The organism is Brotonthovivens ammoniilytica, assembly GCF_025566885.1.
Taxonomy (GTDB): domain Bacteria; phylum Bacillota; class Clostridia; order Lachnospirales; family Lachnospiraceae; genus Brotonthovivens; species Brotonthovivens ammoniilytica.
Window position 1 is genome coordinate 704,319 of sequence record NZ_JAOQJQ010000001.1, and the last position, 17,674, is coordinate 721,992.

Below are 17,674 nucleotides of genomic sequence, written 5' to 3' on the forward strand. Positions count from 1 at the left end.
CCATTACTCCAAAAACATTTTCAGCGGCCGAAAGCTGTTTCGGGCCACATCATACCGGTAAACTGCCTGAAATTTTCCTGATGAATCATATATCCGAACAGAATCCTGATCCTGAAAGGAGGATATTTCTGCATTCTGCTCCAGCCAGTTTAAATCTTTTTCTTCCAGTGGATTTCCGTTTTTTAGGACAACATCAAAAGCCGCATGGGTTCTGGCAGCTGGAAGTGCACGGAATACACTGTCTGTACTTTTTATATAGTCAGACAATGTACCGGCTGCTTTTGCTGCCTGAAGTTCTTCCAGTAAAACGGCATCTTTCAACATAAATCCGGCCGCCTTTGTCCGAATCAAAGATTCCATACAGCCTCCGCAGCCAAGCATCCTGCCAATATCATGACACAGCGTGCGGATATAAGTACCTTTGGAACACAATACCCGAAACTCAACCCTTGGAAGCTCCAGGTTCAAAATCTCAATTTCATAAATGTGAATTGGGCGGGCCTTTCGTTCCACCGTCTTTCCGGCTCTTGCCAGATCACATAATTTCTGTCCGTTTACTTTCAGGGCAGAGTACATTGGCGGAATCTGCATCCCGGCCCCAACAAAAGAAGTAATGACTTCTTCTACTCTTTTGGGAGAAACGGTTACTTCATGCCGGGCAGTTACTGTTCCGGAAATATCCTGCGTATCTGTTTCCGTTCCAAGAAGCAGTACCGCACGATACTCTTTATCACTGTCCATAAGCATATCGCAGACTTTCGTGGCATTCCCAAGGCAGACAGGAAGGACGCCTGTGGCATCCGGATCCAGTGTTCCTGTATGGCCGATTTTTTTCTGCCTAAAGATTCCTCTCATTTTAGCCACCACATCAAACGAGGTAAATCCTGTTTCTTTATTTACTACAATTATTCCATTATACATGTATTCTGTTCTCCAGCTGCAGCTGAATTTCTTTTAGTAAAAGTTCTCTGATCTGTCCGGCCTCTCCATGCATCGTTATGCCGGCAGCTTTGGCATGGCCGCCTCCGCCAAATTTCTGGGCAACCTCCGATACATCCACAAGATTCCCGGATCTTAAGCTGACTTTATAATTGTCTTTTTCATTCTGATAGAGAAAAATGGCTGCCTCTATGCCTTTTACTGACCGCAGCTGACTTACAATCCCCTCTAGATGCTTTGGCAAGACGCCAAATTGCTCCATTTCATCTTTTGTGATCACAGTATAAATGCATGTATCATTGAGATATCTTTGGCTTTTTAACATTGCCTGGCCAAAAATCCGAATCTGTTCATAAGTTTTGGTAAAAAATGTATCATTTACAATCGCAGGATAATCAATTCCTTTGTCCATGAGCTTTCCGGCAATCTGCATGGTTTTAGATGATGTACAAGAGTATTGAAATACCCCTGTATCATGAATAATACCAAGATAAATACATTCTGCCACAGCTTTGGATATTTTGCTTTCTTCCATCAGATTATAAACAAGCTCACTGGTGGAACTTGCATCCGGAAAAATATAATTCACATCAGCAAATTCCAGATTGCTTTTATGATGATCTATGCAGACGGTCTTTTTTGCTGCACAAAAATACTTTCCCGCCTCTCCTAGACGTTCTGAATCGCTGCAGTCCTGAGCAAAGAAAATATCATAGACTTTATCCTGGCTGCAGTCAGATATAATATCGCCTGAGTTTTTTAAAAACTTAAATATATTGGGAACAGGTTCCAGATAAAGGTCCACTGAAATATCAGGATAATTTTCCTTGATATAATTGTATGTGGCGAGACAGGAACCTGTACAGTCACCGTCCGGACGCACATGTCCGGAGATGGCTGCTGTTTTTACACCTTTTAAAATTTCTTTTAATGAGTTCATTGTTCACTCCCAGAATACTGCCTTTACGCTTTCGTATCATCTTCCGTACAGTGATAGGTCAGTGCGTCAATCTTTTTTGACATTTCAATCCCATACTCAATAGACTGGTCCAAAATAAACCGGATTTCCGGTGTATTGCGCAGATTCAGACCTTTGGCAAGACATCTGCGCACATATCCCGCAGCGCTTTTTAAGCCTTCCAGTGTATTTTTCTGTTCCTGCTCATCTCCAAGCACACTGATAAATGCTTTACATGTCTTTAAATCCGGAGCCACTTCCACCGATGAAATGGTTGTCATGGGATGAATCCGCGGATCCTTTATTTCATTCCGGATAATTCCGGAGAGTTCACGAAGAACCTCCTCATTCATCCGGGTATTTTTGATACTGTTTTTTCTCATTTTACTGCCTCTTTTCTAGCGAGGTACTTCTACCATTTTATATGCTTCCACAATATCAAGCTCCTGGAAGTCATTAAATCCTTCAAATACAAGACCACATTCATAACCGGCTTTTACTTCTTTTACATCATCTTTGAATCGTTTTAAGGATGCAAGATTTCCCTCAAAGATCTGATTTCCTTCTCTGGAAATGCGGACTTTACATCCTCTCTCAAAGCTGCCATCCAGAATATAGGAGCCTGCGATGGTGCCTACGCCGGAAGCTTTAAATAACTGACGGATTTCTGCATGGCCCAGAACTTTTTCTTCAAAGATCGGATCCAGCATTCCTTTCATGGCTGCTTCGATATCTTCAATGGCGTTGTAAATCACAGAATACAGACGCATATCAATGCCTTCCTGCTCTGCGATTGACTTTGCTGTCACATCCGGTTTTACGTTAAATCCGATAATAATCGCATCTGATGCAGATGCTAAAGTGACATCAGATTCGTTGATAGCACCTACTCCGCCGTGGATTACTTTTACAACAACCTCTTCATTGGACAGCTTTGTAAGGCTTTGTTTTACAGCCTCCACAGAGCCCTGTACATCTGCTTTTACAATCAGATTCAGCTCTTTTAAGCTGCCTGCCTGAATTTTAGAAAACAGATCATCCAGAGACATCCGGTGTCTGGTCTCCTCCAGAAGACGTTCTTTATCCTGGGATACAAATGTTTCTGCAAAACTTCTTGCATCTTTTTCAGAATCACATGCCACAAATACCTCTCCGGCATTTGGAACGCTGTTTAATCCAAGAATCTCAACCGGGATGGAGGGGCCTGCTTCTTTTACTCTGCGTCCCTGATCATCCAGCATAGCACGCACCTTACCATAACAGCTGCCTGCCGCAACCGGCTGGCCTACTTTTAAAGTACCTTTCTGAACAAGAACAGTTGCTACTGCGCCCCGGCCCTTATCCAGCTGTGCCTCAATAACAAGACCTCTTGCATTTCTATTGGGATTTGCCTTTAATTCCAGAATTTCAGCTGTTAAAAGAACCATCTCCAGCAGCTGGTCAATACCGTCTCTTGTTTTTGCCGATACCGGAACAAAGATGGTGCTTCCGCCCCAATCCTCCGGAATCAGTTCATATTCAGATAATCCCTGTTTTACTTTTTCTATATTTGCGCCTGGTTTATCAATTTTATTGATAGCTACAATGATTTCAATTCCGGCAGCTTTTGCATGGTTAATAGCCTCTACTGTCTGCGGCATAACGCCATCGTCTGCCGCCACTACCAGGATTGCAATATCGGTAGAGCTTGCACCTCTCATACGCATAGCTGTAAATGCTTCATGTCCGGGAGTATCCAGGAATGTGATATTCTGATTATTTATAGTTACTACAGATGCACCAATATGCTGTGTAATCCCGCCGGCTTCACGGTCTGTTACCCGGGTGCTTCTGATGGCATCCAAAAGAGAGGTTTTACCATGGTCAACATGCCCCATAACGCAGACTACCGGAGCTCTTGACACCATAGTCTCTTCTGCTTCCTCTTCTTCTTTCAGCAGCTCTGCAATAACATCAACTTTTTCTTCCGGCTCTGCAATACAGTTAAATTCCAGTGCAATTTCTTCTGCTTTCTCATAATTAATTTCCTGATTTACAGTTAACATTTCTCCCTGTAAAAACAGTTTTTTCACAATTGCAGATGCCTGAATTTTCATTTTATCCGCCAGCTCGCGTACCGTCATAATTTCGGGAAGAATAATTGTCTTAACTTCTTCTTTCTTTTCTGCCGGCTGCTGTGGCTGCGCATTTCTCTTCTTGTGTCCTGTTTTCTTTTCCAGGTTTACATAGCGTTCCTGTTTCTTGCCGCCTGTTTTATCATAATTCTGTTTTTTGGTATTTTTCCGGTTTGTATCTCTGGAATCTTTTCCTCTGAATTCCTCAGCAGCTGGTTTTGCTGTATCCTTATTCATTCGGAAAATTTCCTGCTCTAACCGTTTTTTCGGTTCTCTTGAATAATTCTGACCGTCCTGACGGCTGTTTCGATCACCTTGGCGGTTATTAAAGCCGCCCCGGTTATTCTGATAATTTCTTTGACCGTTTTTGTCGGTCCTTTCATTACGCGCATATCTCTCACCATTCTCCTGACGTGGTCTTACCGGACGATCTGACTGATATCTTGGGCGGTCTCCCTGACTTCCTGCCGGACGGTCTGACTGATACCTTGGACGATCTGACTGGCGGTCTGACTGATACCTTGGGCGGTCTCCCTGAGGTCTTGCCGGACGGTCTGACTGGTATCTTGGGCGGTCTCCCTGGGCTCCTCCCTGACGGTCTGACTGATATCTCGGGCGGTCTCCCTGGGCTCTTGCCGGACGGTCTGACTGATATCTTGGGCGGTCCCCCTGGGCTCCTCCCTGGCGGTCTGACTGATATCTCGGACGGTCCCCCTGGCTTCCTGCCGGACGGTCTGACTGATATCTTGGGCGGTCCCCCTGGGCTCCTCCCTGGCGGTCTGACTGATACCTTGGACGGTCACCCTGGCTTCTTGCCGGACGTGCGCCCTGTGGACGCTGGCCATTGCTGCCGGATCTTTTGTCCCCCATTTTGCTGTTTTGTGGATTATAAACAGCAGAAATACTGGATTTTTTCTTTGGTCTTTCCGCTGTTTTTCCATCGTCCGAAACTTTTTTCACCTCTGCAGAAGAAGTATCTGCTTTTTTTGTATATTTATTCCGAACCATCTGTACTGCGCCGTCATCTAATGTGCTCATATGGCTGGTTACCTCTATTTTCTGATTTCCAAGATACGTAATAATATCTTTTGTCTGAATATTTAATTCCTTTGCAAGTTCATGTACTCTGATTTTTGCCATGCCTGTTCCTCCCTTATTTAGTTGTCATTATATTTCGAATCTGTTTTTCAAATGATTTTGCAAAACCTGTGTCCAGAACGGCCAGCATGGAACGGTATTCTTTTCCGATACAATGTCCCAATTCCTCTTTGGTACCAAACAAATACAAAGGTACTTTATAATAATTCGTCATATTTGTCATTTTTTTCTTGGTATTGTCAGAAGCGTCCTCCGCTACAATTACCATAGCAGCCATATAACTTTTTACGGCTTTTTCCGCAGCAAATTCACCACTGGCAATCTTTCCTGCCTTCTGCGCCAGGCCAAGATTAGAAAACAACCTATTTTTCAACAAATATTTTCATCTCCTTTGACAGATTTTCCATCATCTCTTTGGGGATGCCCATTTTCAGTGATCTTTCCAGTCCCCGATTGGCAAAAGCCTTTTTTAGGCACTCCACATTTTTACAGATATAAGCTCCGCGGCCGTTTTTTTTGCCGGTAGCATCTAAAAAAACTTCATTCTCTGGGGTTTTAATCACCCGCATCATTTCTTTTTTTGTTTTCATCTCACCGCATCCCACACAGAGACGCAGCGGAATCTTTTTATTCATGGTCCTCTTCCCCTTCTTCCTGAAGGTCCGGTTCTTCTGAATATTCAAACTCCTCTGTCTCTAGAGCAGTTCCATGATCTTCGTAATCCCCGGCGTCCTGTGCTTCATACACAGCATCTTCTGGAAACTCATCGTATTCGTTCTCGTCTGAATACTCAGCATCTTCCAAATAATCATCTTCGTACTCTGTCTCATAATCCATGAAATCACCTGCTTCTCTGGCCTGTGATTCACTCTTGATATCAATTTTAAAACCGGTTAATCTTGCCGCAAGCCGGGCATTCTGTCCCTCTTTTCCAATGGCAAGAGACAGCTGATAATCCGGAACAACAACTTTTGCTGATTTTTCTTCTCCATCTGCAATAACCGAAATCACCTTTGCCGGGCTTAACGCATTCTCAATGAGCATTGCCGGGTTTTCATTCCAGTTGATAATATCAATTTTTTCACCCTTTAGCTCTTCCACAATGGCGTTGACACGAGCGCCGTTCATACCAACACAGGCTCCTACAGGATCTACATCCGGATCATTGGACCAGACTGCAATTTTTGTTCTGCTTCCAGCCTCTCTTGCAATTGACTTAATTTCCACGATTCCTTCTCTTACTTCTGTGACTTCAGATTCAAACAGACGTTTTACAAGCTCTGGATGTGTTCTAGACACAAGAATCTTTGGACCTTTTGATGTGGACTTTACTTCCAGGATATAAACTTTTACGCGCTCCGTTGGTTTGAATGTTTCGCCTTTGATCATTTCATTCTCATTCAGCATCGCATCCACTTTTCCAAGATTGATACTCACATTTTTGCCGCTGTATCTTTGAACAATTCCTGTTACAACGTCTTTTTCTTTTCCGGTATACTGATCGAAAAGTACTTTTCTTTCTTCTTCCCGGATTTTCTGCAGAATTACATTTTTAGCATTCTGAGTGGCAATACGTCCAAATTCTTTTGATTTTACTTCAATATTGAGAACATCTCCCGCTTCTAAAGAGGAATCTTTCATTTTAGCTTCTGCCAGACTGATTTCCAGAACTGGGTCCGTCACTTCCTCTACTACTTTTTTTTCTGAATAGACATGATATTCACAGGTTACCGGATCTATGGTAACTTTAATATTATCTGATTTTCCAAAATGATTTTTACAGGCAGTAATCAATGAATTTTCGATTGCTTCCAATAATGTATCTTTACTGATATTCTTTTCTTTTTCTAAAATCGTTAACGCTTCTAATAATTCGTTCGCATCGCTGTTTTTGGTTGATCTAGCCATTTTTTCCTTTTTCCTCCTGTTATTCACTTAACTAAAAATCAAAAGCAAGTCGAATTAATGCAATGTCACTTTTCTGAAATAGCTGCTCTTCTCCGTCCTGGTTCTCAATGGTCACTGTTTTATCATCATAAGCTTTTAAAATACCATAAAACTCCTTTTGCTTATTAAAAGCCCGGTACGTTCTGATTTCCAGCTCCTTCCCCATACTGCGGATGTAATCTTTTTCTTTTTTCAAAGGACGCCCAAGCCCCGGAGAGCTTACCTCAAAAATATAGGAATCTTCGATATATTCCTGTTCATCCAGCAATTCATTGGCTTCTCTGCTGACAAGTTCACAGTCATCAACGGTAATTCCGCCTTCTTTATCTATATATGCCCGCAGATACCAGGTTCCGCCTTCTTTTACATATTCCACATCCACAAGTTCAAACTGATATTTATCTGTAATTGGCAGAATCAGTTCTTCTGTTTTCGCTTCATATAGTTCTCTTTTCGACATTTCTGTCACCTTCTTTCTCTATCAAACAAATAAAAGGAGCGCTGCGCGCTCTGCTAAATATATCTTATTATACAGGAAATTCTGGCAGCAGGATTCTTTACCTGTGACAAAGCCCCTGACGTATCGCACCTGTCAGCCGCTTTGCGTTCCCTCCGGGAGAACTTCATTCATAATACAGTAAATCCCAAAATATTTCCCATATCACAAATGAAGAGTGGGCTTTCACCCACTCTCCTTTTTAATAATCTTATATTCTTGTTTACCATCATAACACTTTGTGTACAGTAATTCAAGGGGAATCTTAAAAAGAATCGCTGTAGGACAGGATTTTTTTCCGTTCCATCTTAATCATACACTTTTTTTTATAAAAAGCGATGCCATACCGGATCCAGGCAGTATATCCTTCATCAGGCAGCCAGGCATCATACTGCTTTTCTTCAATCTGGTTAAGAGCTTCCTGTGCTCTCTTTTCCATGTCAGCAAAAGTCCTGGCAATTTTTAATTCAATGACAACCGGAGGAATGGTCTCATCCAGATGATAAATACAAATATCGTAACGTCCTGTTCCACCTTCTCGATTTGATTTAACCAAATAATCCTTAAGATTTGCCAAAATACCGACGAGAAAGCCATGGTAGAAGGCTTCTTTATTATCCATATAACTGATGGTCCCACGCAGCTCCTGAGTCAGCAGCTGCTGAAAAACAGCCACATCCCCTTTCAGCATAGCCGCATACATGGCAGACAGATCTTTGATCTTTACTTCATCCCTAAACCAGTTCGTCACAGTGTTGTCATAAATATAAAGTACTTCTTTATTTGGAATGGCCATAGTAATATAACGATTGACACCATCCATCCGGACAGATACGCCTTTTAGATATCCTGTAAAATAAAGAAAATTCCAAAGGTTTTCTTCCGAAGTATGGATATCTTCATAGGTGATATCATCATGAATACGTTTCTCAATAGTTTCACCATTCATCAGCTTTTCAATTTGTTCACGTACCTCACTGCTTGCATGATAGACTAAATCTTTGACTATACTGTTGGAGCTGGTATTGCTCCAAGCGGCAGTTGGAAATGAATTTGGGTTAATCAACAATCTTTTTATATAATTGATGACACTCCATGGATTATAAACTTCTGTCTGTCCAAACAGATAACCATCATACCAGTCTTTCATGGTGGGCATACTTGCTTCACAGTGATAAAACGACAGCATCTCAGTTACTTCTTTTTGAACGAATCCAAAATATTCATCATAATCTTCATTTAAAATAGAAATAACATCCAGATTATTCAATCCGGTAAAAACAGATTCTTTGCTAATTCTCAAACAGCCTGTTACAACCGAAAAAGCCAGATAAGGATTTGTTTTCAGTGCTGACTCAAACAGCGAACGGATAAAGCAAATCATCTCATCATAAAAACCGTTATAATAAGCATTCTCAAGGGGAACATCGTATTCATCAATGAGAATAACCGCTGGCTTTTCGTAATAAGTGTAAAGACATTTGGATAAAAAAGCCAGCGACGTCAGGTAATCACCGGGCCCTCCCTGCTGATTACGAATCCGGTTGAATTTATCTTTATCCGCATATTCAAGGGCAGATATAATCATTTTATGACGATCATATTCATTGGCAATTGCTTCACACAGACAGGTATATGCATATTCATAGGTTCCCTGTTTTGCAGATTTAAGCGTCAGCATAATAACCGGATACTGTCCCATCTCCTGTGTATATTGCCTGCCAGCCTGCATAATTTTCAGACCATCAAACAGACTGCGGTTATCTTCTTTATTTTCCGTCCGTTCAAAATAATACCGGAGCATACTCAGATTAAGCGTCTTGCCAAAACGTCGTGGTCTGGTAAAAAGATTAACTTTTGCTTTCTGATCTAAAAGTTCTTTGATAAACCATGATTTATCCACATAATAATATTTACCTGTAATAATTTCTTTAAAATCATCAAAACCGATTGGCAATGGTGTATTCAACATGATCTCCCTTCTGTTACAGAATTCCAGTATAAATTGAGTATACCACAAAAATGGGGCAATGAACCATTCTTATGAAAAAGAATCCTGCGGCGGCGGGTTGCGCAAGCAACATGACTCCATTCCGCCGCAGTGCGATCATCAGCGGAGCGTTTTTTTTGCTCTATAGGAATCGATACTTATCAGCTTTATCACAACACGGTATTTCCTATTAAAGTGAAAAAGAATCCTGCCACGACAGGATTCTCCGCTCCGCCGCAGTGCGATCCACAGCGGAGCGTTTTTTTGCTCTATAGGAATCGATACTTATCAGCTTTATCACAACACGGTATTTCCTATAGAGTGAAAAATAGAATGAGGATGCCGCTCAATCATCTGATTTGATGACTTTGCAGCATCCTCATTCTTCGGGTTGGGCTGTTAAAAACAGTCAGCAGTTCGTACGGGAATCGAACCCGTGATTCCGCCGTGAGAGGGCGGCGTCTTAACCTCTTGACCAACGAACCTCAACGAAAATTAGTATATTATATTGTTTCTAAAAAAGCAAGTACTTTTTACAATTTTTTCAAAAAACTGAAAAAAACATAAAATGGCTTTCGCCATCCCCATCTCGAAAATCGTAGATTTTCTCAACTGGCTTTCGCCATCCCCATCTCGAAAATCGTAGATTTTCTCCTTTGGCTTTCTCCATGCCCATCTCGAAAATCGTAGATTTTCTCGATGCACGGCTGGCGCCGTATATAAAAAAAGAATCCTCTGCTCTTTTCGAAATATGAATATTTCTCTCAGAGCAGAGGATTCTTTTTTTATGCATGGCTTGTAGCTTAAGCAAGTTTTGCTTTGGCTACTTCTACTAAGGATGTAAAGCCTGCTGCGTCGTTGACTGCCATTTCTGCCAGCATTTTTCTGTTGATTTCTACTTCTGCCAGTTTTAAACCATACATAAATTTGCTGTATGATAAACCGTTCATTCTTGCTGCAGCGTTAATACGCGCAATCCATAACTGTCTGAACTGTCTTTTTCTCTGTTTTCTTCCTGCATAAGAACTTGTTAAGGCTCTCATGACAGACTGTTTTGCTACACGATACTGTTTGGATCTTGCTCCTCTGTAGCCTTTTGCTAATTTTAATACTCTATTATGTTTTTTTCTAGCGTTTAAGCCGCCTTTAATTCTTGCCATGATTTCTATCCTCCTTAACTATCTTACAGATATGGTAAAATTTTCTTCATGTTCTTAACATTAGAAGCATCTGTCATTGCAGCTTTTCTAAGATTTCTTTTTCTCTTAGTTGTTTTCTTAGTTAAGATATGACTTTTATAAGCTTTATTTCTTTTTAATTTACCTGTTCCTGTTTTTTTGAAACGTTTTGCAGCTGCTCTGCTTGTTTTCATTTTTGGCATTGTTGTTTCCTCCTTAATAAATAGTCTCTAACGTTTTTCAGCCAGAACCATGCTCATACTCCGGCCTTCAAGTTTTGGTGCCTTTTCCACTGTAGAAATATCACTCAGTTCCTTGGCAAAATCATCCAGAATATGTCTGCTGTTCTGCACATGGGCCATTTCTCTGCCGCGGAAACGAAGCGTTACTTTTACCTTATTTCCTTTGGAAATGAACTTTCTTGCTGCGTTCATTTTGGTGTTCAGATCATTTGTCTCGATATTCGGAGATAATCTTACTTCTTTCACCTCTACGGTTTTTTGTTTTTTCTTGGCCTCTTTTTCTTTTCTTGCCAGCTCATAACGGTATTTTCCGTAATCAATAATTTTGCAAACCGGCGGCTTTGCAGTAGGCGCGATTTTCACTAAATCCAGCTCTGCTTCCTGTGCCAGTCTGTAAGCTTCTCTAGAAGACATGATTCCAAGCTGCTCTCCGTTTGTACCAATTAAGCGTACTTCCTTATCCCTGATCTGTTCATTAATCTTTAACTCGCTAATGGTTTTACACCTCCAAAATAAAAAAAGTGGATAGGCAGACTATCCACAATCAATCCAAATTGTATTTGAAATATGAACCATAGTCGCCCAATTGCGCTAAGGTGAGAGTGGATACTCTACTTTGTTTCTAACAACTCATTTAATCTAACATAAATTTATATGTTCGTCAATACTGTTTACGATTTTTCTTTCCAGCTTTTTTCTTTACGAAATATTGATTATCCGTTATGATAAAAACGGAAATTTTCCTTCAGAAAGGACATTGTTATTATGGATAAATTTATTGATCTGCATGTACATTCTACTGCATCTGACGGTACATGTACACCTGCAGAACTTGTAAAACTTGCTCACAAAACGGGGCTTTTGGCTATTGCCCTTACAGATCACGACAGTGTGGACGGCATTGAGGAGGCCCTTATGGCAGCTGACAGATTTCAGTTAGAACTGATCCCCGGAACAGAATTTTCAACTGAATATCATGGAAAAGAAATTCATGTAGTGGGTCTTTATATTGATTATAAAAACAAAGCTCTCACAGATCAGCTCCGGCAGTTCAGAGATTTCAGAGATCATCGAAATGAAAAAATGGTTCTGCGCCTCCAGGAAGAGGGTTTCTCCATTACTTACAATGATCTGCTTAAAACCTTCCCGGACTGCGTACTTACCCGCGCCCATATTGCCCGGTATTTATCTGACACCAAACAAGTTTCTTCTATTTCAGAAGTCTTTGACAAATATATCGGAGACGGATGCAGATGTTATGTGGACCGTCCCAAAGTTACTCCTATGGACGCTGTATCTTTGATTCACCAGGCAGGCGGAACTGCATTTCTGGCACATCCATGCCTCTATAAAATGAACCGCCGGGAACTGACCGCCATGCTTGACGAGCTGGCAGGTGCCGGCCTTGACGGCATTGAAGCCGTATATTCCTGTAATCAGGGTTCTGATGAAAAAGATTTTAAAGCTCTTGCCGAACATTATCATATGATCATTTCCGGCGGCTCTGATTTCCACGGAACCAATAAGCCTTATATTAAGCTTGGCACCGGAAAAGGAAATTTAAAAATTCCATACCGGATTTTGGAGAATATCAAAACATATCACCAAAAAGAAAAGTAACGCCAGGTCTTTTGGAAGCATTTACTTTCACAGACCGGCCGTTCCCCCACATTTCCAGAGCCTGCCGCCGCCCAAAAAGAATCTCCCCAGAAAAGACAGATTTACCGCGTAAAGCACCAATCAGCTTTTTATGGGGAGATTTTTATACTGATTCATCAAAAATAGCCGCAAAACGATCAGAAAAACACATACTCCGTACAGATTTGATTCAGATTTCCTTATCTCACCAGCCTCAGCTTTTCTGCAAAACAAATTTATAAATGACCTCTGCCACCCCGTCGTGATCATTGTCTGCCTCTGTTACATAGTCGGCAGTTTCCTTTACTTTTTCTTCTGCATTTACCATAGCCGCGCCAATCTGAGCATTCTTCAGCATGGGAATATCATTTTCCTGGTCTCCCACTGCAATGGTATTATAAGGTGAAACATTTAAGAATCTGGTAAGATACAGCAGTCCGGCTCCCTTTGTAGCTCCCAGGGGACAATATTCCAGATATTCATCACTGGAGAAAAAGCTTGTGCAGCGCCCTGCTTCCCAGCCGGCATGTTCCTTTTGAAACTGTTCCAGTTTTTCTCTGTCATCCAGACTGATTAACAGCATTTTGGGCGGTTCTTCATTTAACATAGACCAGATATCTTTTTCAATCCGATAGGGCATATGGGTACGCTTCAAATAAACGTCTAGTTCCCTGGCAGCTTTCATTGCAAGCACCTTTGTGGCAGAATAGGTCTGTATATACAATCCCCACTTCTGAGCTTCTGAGACAAGATATTCTGCGTACTCAATGGGAAGACGCTGTTCATGCAGGATACAGTCCGCCGCACAGTCATAAATAGCTCCCCCATTATATGCAATCAGATAGCATCCTGTTCTTACAATTCCAAGTTCCTGAGCAATTTCCCGGCCGCTTGCTATGGCCCGTCCTGTGGCTATCACAACATAATGACCTGCCTCTAGTACTTCCTGTATGGCCTTTTTATTTATTTCAGAAATTGTTTTATCACTTTTTAATAATGTTCCGTCCAAATCAACAAACAATATTTTTTTACTCAATAACCTCACCCCTGAACTGGCTCGGCAGGTATAAATACCCGTTCCTGCTGAGCTGTTGTTTTCTTATTTACAATACATTTGGCCTCTTCACAAAACTGCATCTGGCTTCCCACCAGAATCTTTCCGCGTTTATCTATTTTCTCATAGGTTCCGTCCGGCTGCAAAATATGCGCCTTTACATTATCCGCCAGCTGAACATCCAGAATATGCCGTACCTTCTCCTTTAAAGTCTCATCTTCTACTGGAAACATAATTTCCACCCTCCGGTCAAGATTCCGCGGCATCCAGTCGGCGCTTCCCATGTAGTACTCTTCAAATCCGTCATTCTGAAAATAGAAAATACGGCTGTGCTCCAGGAAGTTCCCAACAATAGAGTGAACGCAGATATGTTCACTGACCCCCAAAATGCCGGTTTTTAAACAGCAGATTCCCCGGATAATCAGTTCCACTCTGACTCCCGCCGCAGAAGCCTCATACAGCGCTTCAATAATTTCTTTATCACAAAGGGAATTCATTTTAGCAATAATATGCGCCTCTTTTCCGGCCTTTGCATGTTCTGTCTCTCTTTTAATCAGATACAGAAATTTTTTCCGAAGCCAGATTGGCGCCACCACTAGACGGTTCCAGTGTTTTGGTTCTGAATATCCCGACAGCATATTAAAGACTGCAGTTGCATCTTCCCCATAGCTCTCAGCGCAGGTAAACATCCCGGTGTCCGTATATAATTTTGCAGTGGAATCATTGTAGTTCCCGGTTCCAAGATGTACATATCTGCGGATTCCGTCTTCTTCTTTCCTTACCACCAGCGCTATTTTACTGTGTGTTTTTAATCCTACTAATCCATAAATTACGTGACAGCCGGCTTTCTCAAGCTTCTTCGCCCATACAATATTATGCTCTTCATCAAATCTGGCTTTCAATTCCACAAGCACCGTCACCTGTTTACCGTTTTCGGCAGCCTGGGCTAAGGATGCAATAATCGGTGAATTTCCGCTTACCCTGTACAACGTCTGTTTAATAGCTAAAACATCCGGATCCACCGATGCCTGACGGATAAAATCAACCACCGGCTCAAAGGTCTGATATGGATGGTGAAGTAAAATATCACCCTTTTTTATCTGTTCAAAAATGTCTGAATGTTTTGGAATTTCAGGAACCGGCTGAGGTTTATACGGCACATTCCTCAGATGCTCGTACCCTTCAAGCCCGTACAGTTTCATTAAAAACGTCAGATCAATGGGACCCGGAATTTTATAGATATCTTCCTGGGCAATCTGAAAGGATTCTTTTAAAATCTTCAACAGCTTTTTTTCAACTTTTTCATCTACTTCCAGCCGGATAACCTCACCCCACTGACGCTGTTTTAACTTACTTTCGATTTCCTTTAACAGATCTTCCGCTTCATCCTCATCAATATTAAAGTCTGCATTCCGCATAACCCGGTACGGATAAGCACAGAGAATATCCTTGTCCAGAAACAGATGATGAAGATTTTTAGCAATCACCTGTTCCAGCAAAAGAAAGGTTTTCGGCTCCTGTTCATTGCCCGGAGGAATGGGAATAAACCTCGGCAGTACCGAAGGCACCTGAACGGTTGCAAATTCCGGTTTTATTTTTCCACCCTCTGTTTCCTTTCTGTCAGACAAAAGCGCCGCTATATTAAGGGTTTTATTTCGAATCAGAGGAAACGGCCGGGATGCGTCTACTGCCATAGGAGTTAAAACCGGGTAGACATTTTCCATAAAATACTGGTCCACATACTCCGACTGCTCTTTGGTCAGCTCCTCGCAGCTGTCTAAAATAACGATACCCTGGGTTCTCAGCGCTGGAATCAGGGAGCGGTTGTAGGTTGAATACTGGAGCTCCACCAGCTTTCTGGTATCTGCATTGATGGCCTCTAACTGCTCTTTTGCCGTCATTCCTGCAATATCTTTCTTTTTATATTTCGCATGAACCATATCCTTTAAGGAAGCCACACGAACCATGAAAAATTCATCCAGGTTAGACGATGTAATACTTAAAAATTTCAGACGTTCCAGAAGCGGAATTGACTTATCTCTTGCTTCATTTAAAACCCGGGCATTAAATTTTAACCAGCTGAGTTCCCTGTTTTCAAAATATTCCGGTCTGTCAAATATACTTGTAGTTTCCATGCTGCTCCCTCCCTGCTACATCCGTTTTTCTCTCAGGACAGGCTTCAAACAAAATACCTGCTCAAAATGTTTTGCCTGCTGCTGAAATTTTTCCTGCTCCCAGTAGAATTTATTCTCTGACCGCACAGTAATCACAAGCTGACGGTCTTTTCTGACAATTTTAAACTCCTGCATTTTCTGCTTATGGCTTCTGTCCAGTGCATCTGTGAGCCGGAGAATCGAAGATAATTTGGCCACCAGCATATAATCCTCTTTGGAAATGTCCTCTAAAAGCTCTTCATAAGGATCCAGCGCAATGCCGTGGTATTTCACGGCCAGTGCAATAATTTTCCGTTCCCGGTGGGACAAGCCTATGATCTCCGATGCCATAATCATATGATAAGACATCTGTGAATGTCCTGCCAGGCAGACGTACTTTCCAATATCATGCAGATAAACCGCAGTCCTAAGTAAAAGCCGTTCCCGCTTTGCCATACCATGGGTCTTTTTTGCCGCATCAAAAACCGCCAGAGCAAACTGTTCCATAGCATTCATATGCTTTTCATCGCACTGATATCTGTGGGCGATCTCCCGGGCACAGGAGAGCACATCGTCCTCATAATCATGGACGGGACTTAAGATTTTTGACCTATGGGCATAATCATAAGCAATTCCATCATTTAATGAAAATCCCGGAATCCAGACCATCTCAGCCCGGAAAGACCTGGCAAGGCCATAATACATCATCATACTTGGAAAAAACACAGGATCGTTGCTGTTTAAGGATTCAAAACATTCTGCAAGACTTTCAATCGTACTTTCGCAGATCTGTTTCATATACGTTTCAAAATCCTTTACTTCCATTACAGTCCGGTATTCTGTATGTTCCGAAAAGGATACTTCCGCAGGAGTTTTTAATTCTTCCATGCAGATATCTTTCAGATAATTCCCCAGCACAATTACATGTTTGATTTTTTTACTTCCCCCGTACAGCGCCCGGAAGGCATCCATCTCTTTCTCAGCCATTTCTAGTATCTGCCGTTCCGGATGTCCGGTCTTTTGCCGAAGCAGTGACATAATCCGAAGCACCCGAAGGGTTCCAAGGGGAATCTGTTTTGTAAGCGTCATATGTCCTTTTTCAAACATGGTGATCTGAAGGCTGCGTCCTCCCACATCAATAACGGCGCAGCCCTGCCGTGTAATTTCCGGAAATTCATTCATAACAGAAACGGATTTATAACTGAGATATTTCTGCTCGGAGTTGCTAAGAACCTGAATAGACAATCCTGTCCGGATTTTAATCTGGTCTAATACAAAAATCATATTTTTCGCCTGATTCCAGGCGCTGCTGGCATAAACTAGACATTCATCACAACGGTAGGATTGGCTGATCTGATAAAATTCATTCAATATTTCGCACAGCTCATCCACTTTCTCAGAGCCGATAAACTCTCTGGTATAAATTTCCTGCCCTACCTCAATCCGGTATCTGATGGTATCTACATCCCTGATGATCTTTTTCGAAGGAAGCTCCTGTATTTTCAGGCAGATCTCATAAGATCCAATATAAATAGAAGCAATGGTTGTAATTTTCATAATATCACTCCTTTAAACTGAGCTTTTCCATAAATCCGCTCTGCTGACCGCGGCTGATAGCCATAATACAGGTAAATAATTCCCGGACAGCTGCCTTATTTTCCTCCAAAACGGTAAGCTCCGATAATGTTTTAAGCTTTTCTTCCTCCCTGGTTTTGTCATACACCGGCTTTTTGGCGGCAATTTTATACTCCGCCACCTGCGCGGTCAGCTTCATCCGCTCTTCAAACAGCTTTACGATCTGCCGGTCAACCAGATCAATATCCATTCTGATGTCTGATAAATCTCTCATTGCAATGATACCTCCTGT

General features: G+C 41.8%; 17 protein-coding genes and 1 tRNA gene. 1 reads left to right on the forward strand and 17 read right to left on the reverse strand.

What is annotated here, in order from left to right:
* Positions 1 to 3: 3 nt before the first annotated feature.
* From truB to infC, 13 genes are all read right to left on the reverse strand, one after another.
* Positions 4 to 921 carry a tRNA pseudouridine(55) synthase TruB gene (truB, locus tag OCV88_RS03230; protein ID WP_158424188.1) on the reverse strand — a complete coding sequence of 306 codons (918 nt, stop codon included), beginning with the start codon at positions 919 to 921 and terminating at the stop codon, positions 4 to 6.
* Complete coding sequence (locus tag OCV88_RS03235) at positions 914 to 1,879, reverse strand: DHH family phosphoesterase (RefSeq protein ID WP_158424189.1); 966 nt, start codon at positions 1,877 to 1,879, stop codon at positions 914 to 916. Before OCV88_RS03235 ends, truB begins: the two co-directional genes overlap by 8 nt.
* Before the next feature lie 23 nt (positions 1,880 to 1,902).
* Complete coding sequence (gene rbfA, locus OCV88_RS03240; protein ID WP_158424190.1) at positions 1,903 to 2,280, reverse strand: 30S ribosome-binding factor RbfA; 378 nt, start codon at positions 2,278 to 2,280, stop codon at positions 1,903 to 1,905.
* 15 nt (positions 2,281 to 2,295) lie between these two features.
* Entirely contained in the window at positions 2,296 to 5,151 is a 2,856-nt protein-coding gene (gene infB / locus OCV88_RS03245; RefSeq protein WP_158424191.1) for a translation initiation factor IF-2, read from the reverse strand.
* A 13-nt stretch (positions 5,152 to 5,164) separates the two neighbouring features.
* On the reverse strand, positions 5,165 to 5,485 hold the full coding sequence (locus OCV88_RS03250) for a L7Ae/L30e/S12e/Gadd45 family ribosomal protein (protein WP_262590617.1): 321 nt from the start codon (positions 5,483 to 5,485) through the stop codon (positions 5,165 to 5,167).
* Positions 5,472 to 5,744 carry an RNase P modulator RnpM gene (rnpM, locus tag OCV88_RS03255; protein ID WP_158424192.1) on the reverse strand — a complete coding sequence of 91 codons (273 nt, stop codon included), beginning with the start codon at positions 5,742 to 5,744 and terminating at the stop codon, positions 5,472 to 5,474. Before rnpM ends, OCV88_RS03250 begins: the two co-directional genes overlap by 14 nt.
* The gene (nusA, locus tag OCV88_RS03260) at positions 5,737 to 7,017 is read right to left on the reverse strand and encodes a transcription termination factor NusA (RefSeq protein WP_158424193.1); all 1,281 of its coding nucleotides are present in this window, start codon (positions 7,015 to 7,017) and stop codon (positions 5,737 to 5,739) included. The genes rnpM and nusA overlap by 8 nt, the downstream gene beginning before the upstream one ends.
* 31 nt (positions 7,018 to 7,048) lie before the next feature.
* Positions 7,049 to 7,516, reverse strand: coding sequence for a ribosome maturation factor RimP (locus tag OCV88_RS03265; RefSeq protein WP_158424194.1), 468 nt, complete (start codon positions 7,514 to 7,516; stop codon positions 7,049 to 7,051).
* A 301-nt stretch (positions 7,517 to 7,817) separates the two neighbouring features.
* Positions 7,818 to 9,524, reverse strand: a complete 1,707-nt coding sequence (locus OCV88_RS03270; protein ID WP_158424195.1) for an AAA family ATPase — start codon at positions 9,522 to 9,524, stop codon at positions 7,818 to 7,820.
* A gap of 431 nt (positions 9,525 to 9,955) precedes the next feature.
* A tRNA-Glu gene (locus tag OCV88_RS03275) sits at positions 9,956 to 10,027 on the reverse strand.
* 318 nt (positions 10,028 to 10,345) lie between these two features.
* Positions 10,346 to 10,702, reverse strand: coding sequence for a 50S ribosomal protein L20 (gene rplT, locus OCV88_RS03280; RefSeq protein ID WP_158424196.1), 357 nt, complete (start codon positions 10,700 to 10,702; stop codon positions 10,346 to 10,348).
* Positions 10,703 to 10,725: 23 nt separating this feature from the next.
* The gene (rpmI, locus tag OCV88_RS03285) at positions 10,726 to 10,923 is read right to left on the reverse strand and encodes a 50S ribosomal protein L35 (RefSeq protein WP_158424197.1); all 198 of its coding nucleotides are present in this window, start codon (positions 10,921 to 10,923) and stop codon (positions 10,726 to 10,728) included.
* Between the two features lie 27 nt (positions 10,924 to 10,950).
* Positions 10,951 to 11,442, reverse strand: a complete 492-nt coding sequence (gene infC / locus OCV88_RS03290; RefSeq protein ID WP_262590711.1) for a translation initiation factor IF-3 — start codon at positions 11,440 to 11,442, stop codon at positions 10,951 to 10,953.
* A 285-nt stretch (positions 11,443 to 11,727) separates the two neighbouring features.
* Here infC and OCV88_RS03295 point away from each other — a divergent pair, with 285 nt between their 5' ends.
* Entirely contained in the window at positions 11,728 to 12,582 is an 855-nt protein-coding gene (locus OCV88_RS03295; RefSeq protein ID WP_158424199.1) for a PHP domain-containing protein, read from the forward strand.
* Positions 12,583 to 12,814: 232 nt separating this feature from the next.
* Here the strand turns inward: OCV88_RS03295 and OCV88_RS03300 are convergent, their stop codons facing one another.
* From OCV88_RS03300 to OCV88_RS03315, 4 genes are read right to left on the reverse strand one after another with little or no spacing between them, the layout of a single operon-like run.
* Positions 12,815 to 13,636 (reverse strand): Cof-type HAD-IIB family hydrolase, encoded by an 822-nt coding sequence (locus OCV88_RS03300; RefSeq protein WP_158424200.1) that lies wholly within the window; start codon positions 13,634 to 13,636, stop codon positions 12,815 to 12,817.
* 5 nt (positions 13,637 to 13,641) lie between these two features.
* Positions 13,642 to 15,789 (reverse strand): RNA degradosome polyphosphate kinase, encoded by a 2,148-nt coding sequence (locus OCV88_RS03305; protein ID WP_158424201.1) that lies wholly within the window; start codon positions 15,787 to 15,789, stop codon positions 13,642 to 13,644.
* 15 nt (positions 15,790 to 15,804) lie between these two features.
* Positions 15,805 to 17,364: a Ppx/GppA phosphatase family protein gene (locus OCV88_RS03310; RefSeq protein WP_158424202.1), complete on the reverse strand. Its 1,560-nt coding sequence runs from the start codon at positions 17,362 to 17,364 to the stop codon at positions 15,805 to 15,807.
* A gap of 4 nt (positions 17,365 to 17,368) precedes the next feature.
* Positions 17,369 to 17,656 carry a chorismate mutase gene (locus OCV88_RS03315; RefSeq protein ID WP_158424203.1) on the reverse strand — a complete coding sequence of 96 codons (288 nt, stop codon included), beginning with the start codon at positions 17,654 to 17,656 and terminating at the stop codon, positions 17,369 to 17,371.
* Positions 17,657 to 17,674: the final 18 nt, after the last annotated feature.